Genomic DNA, 12,503 nt, shown 5'->3' with positions numbered 1-12,503 from the left:
ATCATACAAAAAAGCCCCTCGCCTGCGAAGCCCACCGAGGGCGTGCGCTGACCGAGGGGCCTCCAATCAGTGGCAAGCCATCAGCTCGCCAGCACTTCATCGAGGTCATACACCTCGGCGATTTCCCGCATGTCGTCGGGCATCCCGCGTACCTCACAGGCCTTGCCGCCGGCTTGGCCATCGCGGATGAACGCCAGGAGCAGCGACAGGCCGACACTGGAAGATTTTTCCACCGCGGTGCAGTCGATGACAAGGCGTGGCTCGCGGGATGCCTCGATCAACGCCTTGCCTTGCTTGCGCAAGGCGGGGCCGCTGCGGTAATCCAGTACACCGACCAGGCGCAACACGCCCGGCTCGGCCATGCTCACGCCACCCTCACTCATTTAACGGCCTTTTCGGTCGAAGAGTCGGCAGCTTCCTTGGCCTTGGCCACTTCGCCGGCCCAGCCGTCGATGGTCTTGTCCAGGTCGTTGCCGTTGCGCTGCATGGCGTCGGCGAACTGGTCGCGGAACAGCTTGCCGACGTTGATACCGTTGACGATGACGTTACGTACCTTCCACTCGCCACCGTGGTTTTCCAGGGTGTACTGCACCGGGTAGACGGCGCCATTGTTGCCAGTCACCTTCATGCCAACGCTGGCACGCTTGCCGTTATCGGCCTGGGCCGGGTCGACGGTAATGCCCTGGTTGTTGTACTCCAGCAGGGCGTTGCCATAGAACTGCATCAGGCTGCGCTTGAAGTTTTCCTGAAAGCGCTGCATCTGCTCAGGCGTGGCCTTGCGCGAGTACTTCACGGTCATGATGCTTTTCGAGATGCCGTCGGCATCGACCACCGGGCCCAGGATGCGATTGAGCGCATCGTAGAAGGCCTTCGGGTTGGACTTGTACTGCTCCTTGTTGGATTTGAGGTCACCCAGCAATTCGTTGGTCGTGCCCTGCACCACCTCGTGCGGAGACTGCCCGGGCGCTGCCAATGCCAGCAGAGGGAAGGCCGCCAGCAGGACCAGCAGGCCACGTCGCAGGATCGAAATCATGGAAACTCCTTAATTAGCCGGTTGTGCTTCTTTCGGTTCCTTGCTCACGGTGTTGAGCAGGAACTTGCCAATCAGATCTTCCAGTACCAGCGCCGACTGGGTGTCATGGATGGTTGCGCCATCCTTGAGCACCTCTTCCTCGCCGCCGACACTGATACCGATGTATTTCTCGCCAAGCAGACCGGCGGTCAGGATCGAAGCAGTGGAGTCTGTCGGCAGGTTGTCGACTTTGCTGTCCAACTGCAGGGTCACCCGGCCAGTGTAGGAATCACGGTCCAGATCGATGGCGGTGACCTTGCCGATCGTCACACCCGCCATGGTCACTTTAGCTCTGACCGTCAAACCGGCGATATTGTCGAAGTAGGCGTAAACTTTGTAGGTATCGCTGCTCGGGCTGGCCGATAGCCCGCTGACACGCAGGGCCAGCAGCAGCAACGCCAGGATCCCGGCCAAAAGGAACAGGCCGACACCGATTTCCAGGGTGCGGTTTTGCATCAGAAATCTCCAAACATCAAGGCGGTCAGAATAAAGTCCAGACCCAGGACAGCCAACGAGGCATAAACCACGGTCTTGGTGGTGGCACGGCTGATCCCTTCTGAGGTGGGCTCGCAGTCATACCCTTGGAATACGGCGATCCAGGTCGTGACGAAGGCGAACACCAGGCTCTTGACCAGCCCGTTGAGCACGTCATCGGTAAAGGAAACGCTGTTCTGCATGTTGGCCCAGAACGAGCCTTCGTAGACGCCCAGCCAGTCCACGGCGACCCACGAGCCGCCCCAGATGCCGACCACGCTGAAGATCAGCGCCAGCAGCGGCAACGAAATGAAACCGGCCCAAAGGCGCGGCGCAACGATGTACTTGAGCGGGTCGACACCGATCATTTCGAGGCTCGACAGCTGCTCGGTGGACTTCATGTTGCCGATTTCGGCGGTCAGCGCCGAACCTGCCCGGCCGGCGAACAGCAAGGCAGTGACCACCGGCCCCAGCTCGCGCAGCAGGGTCAGGGCGACCATCTGCCCCACCGCCTGCTCCGAACCGTACTTGGTCAGAATGCTGTAACCCTGCAGTGCCAGCACCATGCCGATGAACACACCGGACACCGCGACGATCGCCAGCGACAGCACGCCCACCGAGTACAGCTGCTTGGTCAGCAGCTGGAAGCCGCCGCCGATGCCGCCACGACCGACCAGTGCATGGAACAGGAACAGGCAGGAACGCCCGAGCACGGCCAACACGTCGATCGCCGAGCGGCCGAACAGGCGGATACGTTCAAGCAAGGATTTTCTGCGCATCAACGCGCCCCCAACAAATCGGCGCGGTAGTCTGGCGCAGGGAAATGGAATGGCACAGGGCCGTCCGGATCGCCCTTCATGAACTGGCGAATGCGCGGATTGTCCGAGCCCATCAGCTCATCGGGCGTACCCTGGCCCAGCACCTGGCCGTCACCGACCACGTAGATGTAGTCGGCGATGCTGGCGGTTTCGGCCAGGTCGTGGGATACCACGATGCTGGTGATACCCAGCGCGTCATTGAGCAATCGGATCAGGCGCACCAGTACCCCCATGGCGATCGGGTCCTGGCCGACGAACGGCTCGTCATACATCAGTATCTGCGGATCGAGCGCAATCGCCCGGGCCAGCGCCACACGTCGCTTCATGCCACCGGACAGTTCGTCGGGCATCAGATCGATGGCACCGCGCAAACCCACGGCCTGCAGTTTCATCAACACGATGTCGCGGATCATCTCGTCCGACAACTGGGTGTGCACGCGCAGCGGGAAAGCGACGTTCTCGAACACATCGAGGTCGGTGAACAGCGCACCGCTCTGGAACAGTACGCCCATCTGCTTGCGCGCATCGAACAGGTCGCTGCGCGACAGGCTCGGCAGGTTCTGCCCGGCGACCCAGACTTCACCAACGGACGGACGCAACTGCGCGCCCATCAGGCGCAGCAGCGTGGTCTTGCCGCACCCGGACGGCCCCATGATGCCGGTGACCTTGCCACGCGGAATGCGTATGTCGACATTGCTGAAAATGCTGCGCGAACCGCGCTTGAAGGTGACGCCCTTCAACTCGACCGCGTAGGCGCTATCCACACTCATCTAGACTCCTTGCTAGTACAGCCATGTCCTAATGGACGCCGGCCCTCATCGTGAAGACACACGCGCCCCCGGCGGGCCGAATAGCGGCGAACTATAGCACCGCTGACAGGGTGGCCCCAAGGCCATGGCGCGAGTCGTTCAGGCCAGCGACAGGCTACGACGTCTTTTCATTGCACAATCGAAAGGGTGAGGCTTTCTTCCATTGCGGCTATAATCGCCGCCTTTTCATCAGGCATTGCTTTTCGACATGAGCCAATCCAGTGAGCTGATCCAGTCCGCCCAGCGCACCCTGCGCCTGGAAATCGAGGCCGTACAAGGTTTGACGGCCAGCATCGATGCCAACTTCGTCAAGGCCTGCGAGCTGATCCTGGCGAGCAAGGGCCGCGTCGTTGTGGTCGGCATGGGCAAGTCTGGGCACATCGGCAACAAGATCGCCGCGACCCTGGCCAGCACCGGCACGCCGGCGTTTTTCGTGCATCCGGCCGAAGCCAGCCATGGCGACATGGGCATGATCACCCGTGGCGACGTCATCCTGGCCCTGTCCAACTCCGGCAGCACCGCCGAAATCGTCACCTTGCTGCCGCTGATCAAGCGCCTGGGCATCCAGCTCATCAGCATGACCGGCAACCCCGACTCGCCACTGGCCCAGGCCGCCGAGGTCAACCTCGACGCGCGTGTCGCCCATGAGGCGTGCCCGCTGAACCTGGCGCCCACCTCATCGACCACCGCAGCACTGGTGCTGGGCGACGCCCTGGCCATCGCCCTGCTCGAAGCGCGCGGGTTTACCGCAGAAGATTTCGCCTTCTCGCACCCCGGTGGCGCGCTGGGCCGCCGCCTGCTGCTCAAGGTCGAGAACGTCATGCACGCGGGTGCCGACCTGCCTCAGGTACAACGCGGCACGCTGCTCAAGGACGCCCTCCTCGAAATGTCCCGCAAAGGCCTGGGCATGACCGTGGTCGCCGAAGCGAACGGCCAGCTGGCCGGCATCTTCACCGACGGTGACCTGCGCCGCAGCCTGGACCGCAACATCGACGTGCACACCACCCTGATCGACCAGGTCATGACCGTGCACGGCAAGACAGCCCGCGCCGAGATGCTCGCCGCCGAAGCACTGAAGATCATGGAAGACCACAAGATCAGCGCCCTGGTGGTGGTGGACAAGGACGACCGCCCGGTCGGTGCCCTGAACATGCACGACCTGCTGCGCGCAGGCGTGATGTAAATGAGAACGACGCAAATGACCCAGAACCTGATGCAGCGCGGCAAGGCCATCAAGCTTGCCGTGTTCGATGTGGACGGCGTGCTCACCGATGGCCGCCTTTATTTCCTCGAAGATGGCAGCGAATTCAAGACGTTCAACACGCTCGACGGCCAAGGCATCAAGATGCTGATGGCATCGGGGGTGACCACGGCGATCATCAGCGGGCGCAAGACCCCGGTGGTCGAGCGTCGCGCGAAAAACCTCGGCATTCCCCACCTGTTCCAGGGCCGCGAGGACAAACTGGTGGTACTCGACGGCCTGCTCGCCGAACTGGGCCTAAGCTATGAGCAGGTCGCGTACCTGGGCGATGACCTGCCAGACCTGCCAGTCATTCGCAAGGTCGGCCTGGGTATCGCCGTGGCCAACGCCGCACCCTTCGTCCGCCAGCACGCCGACGGCGTGACCCAGGCACGCGGTGGCGAGGGTGCCGCTCGCGAGTTCTGCGAGCTTATCATGCAGGCCCAGGGCACCCTGGACGCTGCCAACGCCAACTACCTGTAGGTTGCCCATGTTCAGCAAGAAAGCCCGCAATATTGCGCTGCTCGCGGTGATCGCCGCCCTGCTGGCGGCAATAGGCTACTGGAATGTCAGCCCCGAGAGCTTCCTCGACAAGCCGGTAGCTCAGGTCGACGAAAGCGCGATCGACTATTATGCGATCAACGCCCACAGCGTGCAGTTCTTGCCAGATGGCAAGCTGCAGTACGAAATGACCGCCGACAAGGTCGAACACCTCAAGGCCACCGAGGTCACACTGGTGACCACGCCCGACCTGCACATGTACCGGGGCACCGAATACCCCTGGCACATCCAGAGCGTGCGCGCCGAGGTCAACCCGGACGGCACCGAGGTCGAGCTGATCGACAAGGTGCGCGTGGCCCGCACCGATGAGAAGCAGCGTGAAACGATCATTACCAGCTCACGCATGACCGTGTTCCCGCAGAAGCAATATGCGCAGACCGAGCAAGCCGTTAGAATCGACGGCGCCGGTGGCACAACTACGGGCAAAGGAATGAAAGCGTATTTGAAAGAAGGCAGGATGGACCTGCTCTCTAACGTAAGAGGACAGTATGAGGCTCGTTAAAACCCTCCCCCTTTTGCTCAGCCTGAGCGCAGCACTGGGAAGCGCGAGCGCCTTCGCCCTGCCGACCGACCGTGACCAGCCTATCCGCATCCAGGCCGACAACGCGCACCTGGACGACAAGCAAGGCGTAGCCACCTACACCGGTGACGTGATCATCACTCAGGGCTCGATGATGATCAAAGGCAATACCGTGACCATGACTCGCGCCGCCAACGGTGACATCGACGTGGTCACTTCGGTGGGCAACCTGGCTTATTTCGAGCAGCAACAGAGCGCTGCGAAGCCTGACAAGATGAAAGGCTGGGCCGTGACCATCCAGTATCAGGCGCAGAAGGACACAGTGATTCTGACCGACCGCGCCAAGGTCGAAAACGAAGGCAACACCACCGAAGGCGAAAAGATCGTCTACAACACCAAGTCCCAGGTTGCGACCGCCGGTCGCGGCGGCAACGTGACTCAGCCACGTCAGCGCATCGACATGGTGATCCAGCCGAAGAAGAAGGCCGAGTAAATGGCAACCCTCAAAGCCCAGCACCTGGCCAAGAGCTACAAAGGGCGTCAAGTCGTGCGTGACGTCAGCCTGTCTATCGACAGCGGTCAGATCGTCGGCCTGCTAGGCCCCAACGGCGCCGGCAAGACCACCTGCTTCTACATGATCGTCGGCCTGGTACAGGCCGACCAGGGGCGCGTCCTCATCGACAACCTGGATGTCAGCCACCAGCCCATGCATGGGCGTGCACGCGCCGGCATCGGCTACCTGCCGCAAGAAGCCTCGATCTTCCGCAAGCTGTCGGTGGCCGACAACATCATGGCCATCCTCGAAACCCGCAAGGAACTCGACCGCGAGGGCCGTCGCAAGGAGCTGGAGAGCCTGCTGCAGGAGTTCCACATCAGCCACATCCGCGACAACCTCGGCATGAGCCTGTCCGGCGGCGAACGTCGTCGTGTCGAGATCGCACGCGCCCTGGCGACAGCCCCCAAGTTCATCCTGCTGGACGAACCCTTCGCTGGCGTCGACCCGATTTCGGTCGGTGACATCAAGCAGATCATCCACCACCTCAAGGCCAAGGGTATCGGTGTACTGATCACCGACCACAACGTGCGTGAAACCCTGGATATCTGCGAAACCGCCTACATCGTCAACGACGGGCAACTGATCGCCGAGGGCGACGCGCAGACCATCCTGGCCAACGAACTGGTCAAGGAAGTTTACCTGGGTCACGAGTTCCGGCTCTGACTCAGGACGCGCCTGGAGCACTGATTTAGCGCCTTGAATGGGCTTAAGTTGTTACAGTGCTCTAGGCAAACGCTACAATTTAAGGCATAAAACTTGCTTGAAATTGGCGCTCCGGCGCCCTCGTGTAGTGGATGGCGCATGCGCGCCGGCGAACAAGGTATTAGCCCCTGCCATGAAACCATCGCTCGTCCTAAAAATGGGCCAGCAACTGACGATGACCCCGCAGTTGCAACAGGCCATCCGCCTACTCCAGCTCTCTACCCTGGACCTTCAGCAGGAAATCCAGGAAGCGCTGGAGTCCAATCCGATGCTCGAACGTCAGGAAGACGGCGAAGACTTCGACAACAGCGACCCGATGGCGGACAACGCCGAGAGCAAACCGGCCGCCGAAGTCCAGGACAACAGCTTTCAGGAAAGCACCGCCAGTGCCGAGAACCTGGAGGACGGTGAGTGGAACGAGCGCATCCCCAATGAGCTTCCGGTCGATACGGCCTGGGAAGACATCTACCAGACCAGCGCGAGCAGCCTGCCGAGCAACGATGACGACGAGTGGGACTTCACCACGCGCACATCCGCCGGCGAAAGCCTGCAAAGCCACCTGCTGTGGCAATTGAACCTGGCACCGATGTCCGATACCGACCGCCTGATCGCCGTCACCCTTATCGACAGCATCAACGGCCAGGGTTACCTGGAAGACACGATCGAAGAGATCTGCGCCGGTTTCGATCCGGAGCTGGACATCGAACTGGACGAAGTCGAAGCGGTGCTGCACCGTATCCAGCAGTTCGAGCCAGCAGGTGTCGGCGCGCGCAACCTGGGCGAGTGCCTGTTGCTGCAACTGCGCCAACTCCCGGCCAACACACCGTGGATGGCCGAGGCCAAACGCCTGGTCAGCGAGTTCATCGACCTGTTGGGCGGGCGCGACTACAGCCAGCTGATGCGCCGCATGAAGCTCAAGGAAGACGAACTGCGCCAGGTGATCGAGCTGGTTCAGAGCCTCAACCCGCGCCCAGGTTCGCAAATCGAGTCCAGTGAGCCGGAATACGTGGTGCCCGATGTCATCGTCCGCAAGGACAGTGATCGCTGGCTGGTCGAACTGAACCAGGAAGCGATCCCGCGCCTGCGGGTCAATCCGCAATACGCCGGCTTCGTCCGCCGGGCCGACACCAGCGCCGACAACACCTTCATGCGCAATCAGTTGCAGGAAGCACGCTGGTTCATCAAGAGCCTGCAAAGCCGCAACGAAACGCTGATGAAAGTCGCCACGCAGATCGTCGAGCATCAGCGCGGCTTCCTCGACCACGGTGACGAGGCCATGAAACCGTTGGTGTTGCATGACATCGCCGAAGCCGTGGGCATGCACGAGTCGACCATCTCGCGGGTGACCACCCAGAAGTTCATGCACACCCCACGCGGCATCTACGAACTGAAATACTTTTTCTCCAGCCACGTCAGCACCTCCGAAGGCGGAGAATGCTCGTCCACGGCAATCCGCGCGATCATCAAGAAACTGGTTGCGGCGGAAAATCAGAAAAAGCCATTGAGTGACAGCAAGATCGCTGGTTTACTGGAGGCACAAGGCATCCAGGTAGCCCGTCGCACCGTCGCCAAGTACCGCGAGTCCCTCGGCATCGCACCGTCGAGTGAGCGCAAGCGACTGATGTAGCCCCTGAGATATGCCACAGCGTTTGTGGGGCAGGTGCAAGACCTGCCTCTTTATGCACGGGCAACAAAGGAGAAGCTGTATGCAAGTCAATATCAGTGGACAGCATGTAGAAGTCACCCAGCCACTGCGCGATTACGTGCTTGAAAAGCTCGCCCGCGTGGAAAGCCACTTCGACAAGATCACTAACGTGCAGGTCATCATGAAGGTCGAGAAGCTGCAGCAGAAGGTCGAAGCGACCCTGCAGATTCCTGGCTCGGAAGTGGTTGCCAACGCCGAACACGAAGACATGTATGCAGCGATCGATGCCTTGGCCGACAAGCTCGACCGCCAACTGAAAAAACACAAGGAAAAACAGCAAAGTCTGCTGCAAGGTGCAGCTGCCCGCTGATCCCCTCATCCATGATCCGACTTGAAACCATCCTGACCCCCGGCCGTTCCTTGGTGAACGTGCCGGGTGGCAGTAAGAAGCGCGCCTTGGAAAAGGTCGCCAACCTGATTGCCGATCAAATCCCCGAGCTGGAGATGCAAGACGTCTTCGAAAAGCTGATCGCTCGTGAAAAGCTCGGCTCCACAGGCTTCGGCAATGGGATCGCCATACCTCACTGCCGCCTCGAAGGCTGCACTTCTCCCGTCAGTGCACTGCTGCACCTGGATGCTCCGATCGACTATGACGCCATCGATGGCGCGCCTGTCGACCTGCTGTTCATCCTGCTGGTGCCGGAGGCTGCCACCGACGCCCATCTGGAACTGCTGCGCCAGATCGCCAGCATGCTGGATCGCAAGGAAGTTCGCGAGCGCCTGCGTGCCGCCAACAGCAGCGAGGCCCTGTACCAGGTAGTCCTGGACGCACAGAACGAGCACTGAACATGCGCCTGATCATCGTCAGCGGCCGGTCCGGCTCCGGCAAGAGTACCGCCCTCGATGTGCTGGAAGACAACGGCTTTTACTGTATCGATAACCTCCCTGCCGGCTTGCTGCCGCAGTTGGCGGAAAACGCGCTGATCCATACAGAGTTGCTGCAGCCGAAAGTGGCAGTGTCCATCGATGCCCGCAACCTGCCAAGCCACCTGTCACGCTTCCCCGAACTGCTCGCCGAAGCCCGTGGCCGGCATATCCAGTGCGATGTGCTGTTTCTCGACGCCGACGAGGACACGCTGCTCAAGCGCTTCTCCGAAACACGCCGGCGCCATCCGCTGACGAATGCGGATCGCTCACTGGCCGAAGCGATCCGCGTGGAAAGCGAATTGCTGGGGCCAATCTCCGATCTTGCCGACCTGAAGATCGACACCACCAGCCTCAACCTTTACCAGCTGCGCGACTCGATCAAGTTGCGCCTGCTCAATCAGCCTGAGCCGGGCACCGCATTCCTGGTCGAATCATTCGGCTTCAAGCGTGGCATGCCGGTCGATGCAGACCTGGTTTTCGATGTGCGCTGCCTGCCGAACCCGTACTGGAAGCCCGAACTGCGTGAGCATTCCGGCCTGGACCAGCCGGTTATCGATTACCTTGCCGCGCAGCCGGATGTCGAAGAGATGTTTACCGACATCTCGACTTACCTGCTCAAGTGGCTGCCCCGCTTCGCTGCCAGTAACCGCGCCTATGTCACCATCGCCATTGGCTGCACAGGCGGCCACCACCGCTCGGTGTACCTCACCGAGCGCCTCGGCCAACTGTTGCAACAGTCCCTGAAAAACGTCCAGGTCCGCCACCGCGACCTCTAGCCCACAGGATCAGCACCCCGATGCCCGCCCGCGAAATCACCATCATCAACAAGCTGGGCCTGCATGCCCGGGCGGCCGCCAAGTTCGTCGGCGTGGCCGGGCGCTTCCCCTGCCAGGTGCGGGTGGGCCGCGCACCAGACAAGCTGGTGGACGGCAAGAGCATCATGGCCGTGATGATGTTGGCGGCAGGCAAAGGCACCCAGGTGCACCTGCACACTGAAGGCGAGCAGGACAACGACGCACTGGAAGCGCTGGTAGCCCTGATCAACAACTACTTCGACGAAGGCGAATAAGCCCCTAACTCCAGGCTGGTCTCATCGCTGGCAAGCCGACGCCCTCATCGTGGACTGCCGATTCGGGGGGCCGGCTTACCGGTGACAGGGCAGTTGATGCCAACTCAAGACATCGCCGTGTCCATCACCATCATCAAGCAAAAACCGACGCACAGGCCGAGGCTGGCCAGACGGTGATGCCCATTGCTGCGCGACTCGGGGATGATTTCCTGGGTCACCACCAGCAGCATGGCCCCGGCTGCACAGGCCAGGCCCAGCGGTAACAGCAGTTCGGCGACATTCACCAGCCAGGCACAGACCACCGCTGCCAGTGGTTCTACCAACCCCGACGCCGCACCGATCAGAAACGCCTTGAACCGAGGCATCCCCGCCCCCGCCAGCACCAGCGCAATGACCAATCCTTCGGGAACATCCTGCAAGGCAATGCCCATGGCGAGGCTGTCAGCATCGGTCATGCCGCCCCCGGCCGACACGCCGATGGCCATGCCTTCGGGGATGTTGTGGGCGATGATCGCGATCACGAACAGCCAGATCCGCGCTGCAATCACCGGTTGGTTCCCGGTGCCGACCAAGGCCTCGGGCGAAGCACCGGACACTTTCAGATCGACGACGAACAGGCACATCGCACCGAACAACAGGCCGAAGCTGACCAGGCCACCCGCCCCCCAGGGGCTGAATCCGATGGACTGAGCGGCATCCAGGCCAGGAATGATCAGCGAGAACGCCGTCGCCGCCAGCATCACACCGGCACCGAAACCCAACAAGGTATCGGCCAGGGCCACCGGCATATTCCGAATCACCAGCACCGGTACTGCGCCCAGCGCTGTTCCCAGCGCGCACAATGCGCCGCCCTCGAGGGCACGCAACATGCGCGGATCCAGGTCCAGCCAGGCGATGCCCCGGACCACCAGCAGGGCCGTGCCTACCAAGAGCAGCACAGTACCCAGTGCCAGCCGGAACAGGCGCACACTACTGACAGACATCACCTCTGAACGCATACCGGTCCGACTCATTGGCTGGCTTCGATATAACGGCGTTCCACTTCGGCCCAGTCAATTACGTTGTAGAAAGCCCCAATGTATTCCGGGCGACGGTTCTGGTACTTCAAGTAGTAGGCATGCTCCCACACATCCAGGCCGAGGATCGGTGTGTTGCCGTGCATCAGCGGGCTGTCCTGGTTGCCGCTGCTCTCCACCACGAGCTTCTGCTCACCGTTCACGCTGAGCCAGGCCCAGCCGCTGCCGAAGCGGGTCAGCGCGGCTTTGGTGAAGGCCTCCTTGAACGCCTCGAAACCACCCAGCTCAGCCGCGATGGCCTTGGCCACCAAGTCCTGTGGCTGGCCGCCACCTTTGGGCGACATGACTTTCCAGAACAGCGAATGGTTGGCGTGACCACCGCCGTGGTTGGTCACCGCCCCTCGCAGGTTTTCTGGCAACTGTTTGACCGCAGCAACCAGCTTCTCAACCGGCCAGTCAGCCCACTGGGTACCTTCGACTGCAGCATTGAGGCCGTTGACGTAAGTCTGGTGGTGCTTGGTGTGGTGTATCTCCATGGTCTGGGTATCGATATGCGGTTCCAGCGCATCGTAGGCATAGGGCAAAGCAGGCAAGGTATGAGACATATCAATGGATTCCGTAAGCGGGGGTTGGGGGCGGCAGGTCCGTCTGGGCAGCCAGTCCACTGGCCAAGGGCGCACGACGATAGAGCAGGCGCTCGGCGCGCGGATACTGCCCGTATTCGGCAATGAAGCTCAGCAATTGGGTGTAGGTGCGCCCGCTGTGGCGCAGCGCGGCATCACGCAGCGCCTGCGGCAGGCGCGCTTCCTGGCTGGCCTGGAGCAGGCGCTGATGAATGGCGCACAGGTAGTCGGCGCTCTCATGCGGCTGGTTCAGGCGCAGGTGCAGGTCGGCCAGGTTGTGGTGGGCAATGACCAAAGCGGCCACTGCTTCGTCGACGTCATGCCAGCGCTCGAACAGCACCTGGGCCAGCGCCAGGGCTTGCAGGTACAGTTCCCGGGCATCGACCAGCTCGCCCTGGTCGAACAGCCGGTTGGCGGCCTCGGTGGTGCGTTTCCAGTGCTGCATGACAGGCCTCCTGGGCGCTGACGCGG

General features: G+C 61.6%; 18 protein-coding genes. 10 read left to right on the top strand and 8 right to left on the bottom strand.

All coding sequences use genetic code 11. The features are described 5' to 3' along the window. Nucleotides 1-80 precede the first annotated feature (80 nt). From JNA92_RS08315 to JNA92_RS08295, 5 genes are read right to left on the bottom strand one after another with little or no spacing between them, the layout of a single operon-like run. Entirely contained in the window at nucleotides 81-383 is a 303-nt protein-coding gene (locus tag JNA92_RS08315; protein WP_241804243.1) for an STAS domain-containing protein, read from the bottom strand. Next, nucleotides 380-1,033 carry an MlaC/ttg2D family ABC transporter substrate-binding protein gene (locus JNA92_RS08310; RefSeq protein ID WP_241804242.1) on the bottom strand — a complete coding sequence of 218 codons (654 nt, stop codon included), beginning with the start codon at nucleotides 1,031-1,033 and terminating at the stop codon, nucleotides 380-382. Before JNA92_RS08310 ends, JNA92_RS08315 begins: the two co-directional genes overlap by 4 nt. Nucleotides 1,034-1,042: 9 nt before the next feature. Beyond that, on the bottom strand, nucleotides 1,043-1,528 hold the full coding sequence (gene mlaD / locus JNA92_RS08305) for an outer membrane lipid asymmetry maintenance protein MlaD (RefSeq protein ID WP_241804241.1): 486 nt from the start codon (nucleotides 1,526-1,528) through the stop codon (nucleotides 1,043-1,045). Continuing rightward, entirely contained in the window at nucleotides 1,528-2,325 is a 798-nt protein-coding gene (gene mlaE, locus JNA92_RS08300) for a lipid asymmetry maintenance ABC transporter permease subunit MlaE (protein ID WP_012316068.1), read from the bottom strand. Before mlaE ends, mlaD begins: the two co-directional genes overlap by 1 nt. Further along, the gene (locus JNA92_RS08295) at nucleotides 2,325-3,134 is read right to left on the bottom strand and encodes an ATP-binding cassette domain-containing protein (protein WP_241804240.1); all 810 of its coding nucleotides are present in this window, start codon (nucleotides 3,132-3,134) and stop codon (nucleotides 2,325-2,327) included. Before JNA92_RS08295 ends, mlaE begins: the two co-directional genes overlap by 1 nt. Before the next feature lie 247 nt (nucleotides 3,135-3,381). Here JNA92_RS08295 and JNA92_RS08290 point away from each other — a divergent pair, with 247 nt between their 5' ends. The 10 genes from JNA92_RS08290 to JNA92_RS08245 all read left to right on the top strand — a co-directional run bounded on the left by JNA92_RS08290 (nucleotide 3,382) and on the right by JNA92_RS08245 (nucleotide 10,393). After that, on the top strand, nucleotides 3,382-4,356 hold the full coding sequence (locus tag JNA92_RS08290) for a KpsF/GutQ family sugar-phosphate isomerase (RefSeq protein ID WP_241804239.1): 975 nt from the start codon (nucleotides 3,382-3,384) through the stop codon (nucleotides 4,354-4,356). A 15-nt stretch (nucleotides 4,357-4,371) separates the two neighbouring features. Beyond that, a complete protein-coding gene (locus tag JNA92_RS08285) occupies nucleotides 4,372-4,896 on the top strand; it encodes a KdsC family phosphatase (protein WP_039604821.1) in 525 nt (174 codons plus the stop codon). A gap of 7 nt (nucleotides 4,897-4,903) precedes the next feature. Then, entirely contained in the window at nucleotides 4,904-5,476 is a 573-nt protein-coding gene (lptC, locus tag JNA92_RS08280) for an LPS export ABC transporter periplasmic protein LptC (protein WP_039604820.1), read from the top strand. Beyond that, nucleotides 5,463-5,987, top strand: a complete 525-nt coding sequence (gene lptA / locus JNA92_RS08275; RefSeq protein WP_012316073.1) for a lipopolysaccharide transport periplasmic protein LptA — start codon at nucleotides 5,463-5,465, stop codon at nucleotides 5,985-5,987. Before lptC ends, lptA begins: the two co-directional genes overlap by 14 nt. Beyond that, a complete protein-coding gene (gene lptB / locus JNA92_RS08270) occupies nucleotides 5,988-6,713 on the top strand; it encodes an LPS export ABC transporter ATP-binding protein (RefSeq protein ID WP_046784445.1) in 726 nt (241 codons plus the stop codon). Nucleotides 6,714-6,885: 172 nt separating this feature from the next. After that, entirely contained in the window at nucleotides 6,886-8,379 is a 1,494-nt protein-coding gene (locus JNA92_RS08265) for an RNA polymerase factor sigma-54 (protein ID WP_241804238.1), read from the top strand. A 79-nt stretch (nucleotides 8,380-8,458) separates the two neighbouring features. Continuing rightward, nucleotides 8,459-8,767 (top strand): ribosome hibernation-promoting factor, HPF/YfiA family, encoded by a 309-nt coding sequence (gene hpf, locus JNA92_RS08260; protein WP_241804237.1) that lies wholly within the window; start codon nucleotides 8,459-8,461, stop codon nucleotides 8,765-8,767. Between the two features lie 11 nt (nucleotides 8,768-8,778). Beyond that, nucleotides 8,779-9,243 carry a PTS IIA-like nitrogen regulatory protein PtsN gene (gene ptsN, locus JNA92_RS08255; protein ID WP_039602459.1) on the top strand — a complete coding sequence of 155 codons (465 nt, stop codon included), beginning with the start codon at nucleotides 8,779-8,781 and terminating at the stop codon, nucleotides 9,241-9,243. A 2-nt stretch (nucleotides 9,244-9,245) separates the two neighbouring features. Further along, complete coding sequence (gene rapZ, locus JNA92_RS08250) at nucleotides 9,246-10,100, top strand: RNase adapter RapZ (RefSeq protein ID WP_241804236.1); 855 nt, start codon at nucleotides 9,246-9,248, stop codon at nucleotides 10,098-10,100. Nucleotides 10,101-10,120: 20 nt separating this feature from the next. After that, the gene (locus JNA92_RS08245; protein ID WP_046784446.1) at nucleotides 10,121-10,393 is read left to right on the top strand and encodes an HPr family phosphocarrier protein; all 273 of its coding nucleotides are present in this window, start codon (nucleotides 10,121-10,123) and stop codon (nucleotides 10,391-10,393) included. A 104-nt stretch (nucleotides 10,394-10,497) separates the two neighbouring features. On the opposite strand, the gene JNA92_RS08240 is transcribed toward JNA92_RS08245, so the two are convergent. Genes JNA92_RS08240 through JNA92_RS08230 form a run of 3 tightly spaced genes read right to left on the bottom strand, consistent with a single transcriptional unit; the run spans nucleotide 10,498 to nucleotide 12,477 of the window. Then, on the bottom strand, nucleotides 10,498-11,391 hold the full coding sequence (locus JNA92_RS08240; RefSeq protein WP_241804235.1) for a ZIP family metal transporter: 894 nt from the start codon (nucleotides 11,389-11,391) through the stop codon (nucleotides 10,498-10,500). 11 nt (nucleotides 11,392-11,402) lie between these two features. Next, a complete protein-coding gene (locus JNA92_RS08235; protein WP_241804234.1) occupies nucleotides 11,403-12,014 on the bottom strand; it encodes a superoxide dismutase in 612 nt (203 codons plus the stop codon). Nucleotide 12,015: 1 nt separating this feature from the next. Next, the gene (locus JNA92_RS08230; RefSeq protein WP_241804233.1) at nucleotides 12,016-12,477 is read right to left on the bottom strand and encodes a hypothetical protein; all 462 of its coding nucleotides are present in this window, start codon (nucleotides 12,475-12,477) and stop codon (nucleotides 12,016-12,018) included. Nucleotides 12,478-12,503: the final 26 nt, after the last annotated feature.

It is taken from the genome of Pseudomonas putida, assembly GCF_022627325.1.
Taxonomy (GTDB): domain Bacteria; phylum Pseudomonadota; class Gammaproteobacteria; order Pseudomonadales; family Pseudomonadaceae; genus Aquipseudomonas; species Aquipseudomonas putida_X.
Note: the sequence above shows the minus strand (reverse complement) of the source record. Positions and strands in the feature narration are given on the sequence as shown.

Bases quoted from the DNA above. Each gene is read 5' to 3' on its own strand.
- mlaE (WP_012316068.1), bottom strand. From the start codon at position 2,325: ATGCGCAGAAAATCCTTGCTTGAACGTATCCGCCTGTTCGGCCGCTCG.
- JNA92_RS08235 (WP_241804234.1), bottom strand. From the start codon at position 12,014: ATGTCTCATACCTTGCCTGCTTTGCCCTATGCCTACGATGCGCTGGAA.
- JNA92_RS08265 (WP_241804238.1), top strand. From the start codon at position 6,886: ATGAAACCATCGCTCGTCCTAAAAATGGGCCAGCAACTGACGATGACC.
- rapZ (WP_241804236.1), top strand. From the start codon at position 9,246: ATGCGCCTGATCATCGTCAGCGGCCGGTCCGGCTCCGGCAAGAGTACC.
- JNA92_RS08230 (WP_241804233.1), bottom strand. From the start codon at position 12,477: ATGCAGCACTGGAAACGCACCACCGAGGCCGCCAACCGGCTGTTCGAC.
- lptC (WP_039604820.1), top strand. From the start codon at position 4,904: ATGTTCAGCAAGAAAGCCCGCAATATTGCGCTGCTCGCGGTGATCGCC.
- lptB (WP_046784445.1), top strand. From the start codon at position 5,988: ATGGCAACCCTCAAAGCCCAGCACCTGGCCAAGAGCTACAAAGGGCGT.
- JNA92_RS08315 (WP_241804243.1), bottom strand. From the start codon at position 383: ATGAGTGAGGGTGGCGTGAGCATGGCCGAGCCGGGCGTGTTGCGCCTG.
- lptA (WP_012316073.1), top strand. From the start codon at position 5,463: ATGAGGCTCGTTAAAACCCTCCCCCTTTTGCTCAGCCTGAGCGCAGCA.
- mlaD (WP_241804241.1), bottom strand. From the start codon at position 1,528: ATGCAAAACCGCACCCTGGAAATCGGTGTCGGCCTGTTCCTTTTGGCC.
- JNA92_RS08240 (WP_241804235.1), bottom strand. From the start codon at position 11,391: ATGCGTTCAGAGGTGATGTCTGTCAGTAGTGTGCGCCTGTTCCGGCTG.
- JNA92_RS08285 (WP_039604821.1), top strand. From the start codon at position 4,372: ATGACCCAGAACCTGATGCAGCGCGGCAAGGCCATCAAGCTTGCCGTG.
- JNA92_RS08245 (WP_046784446.1), top strand. From the start codon at position 10,121: ATGCCCGCCCGCGAAATCACCATCATCAACAAGCTGGGCCTGCATGCC.
- JNA92_RS08290 (WP_241804239.1), top strand. From the start codon at position 3,382: ATGAGCCAATCCAGTGAGCTGATCCAGTCCGCCCAGCGCACCCTGCGC.
- JNA92_RS08310 (WP_241804242.1), bottom strand. From the start codon at position 1,033: ATGATTTCGATCCTGCGACGTGGCCTGCTGGTCCTGCTGGCGGCCTTC.
- JNA92_RS08295 (WP_241804240.1), bottom strand. From the start codon at position 3,134: ATGAGTGTGGATAGCGCCTACGCGGTCGAGTTGAAGGGCGTCACCTTC.
- hpf (WP_241804237.1), top strand. From the start codon at position 8,459: ATGCAAGTCAATATCAGTGGACAGCATGTAGAAGTCACCCAGCCACTG.
- ptsN (WP_039602459.1), top strand. From the start codon at position 8,779: ATGATCCGACTTGAAACCATCCTGACCCCCGGCCGTTCCTTGGTGAAC.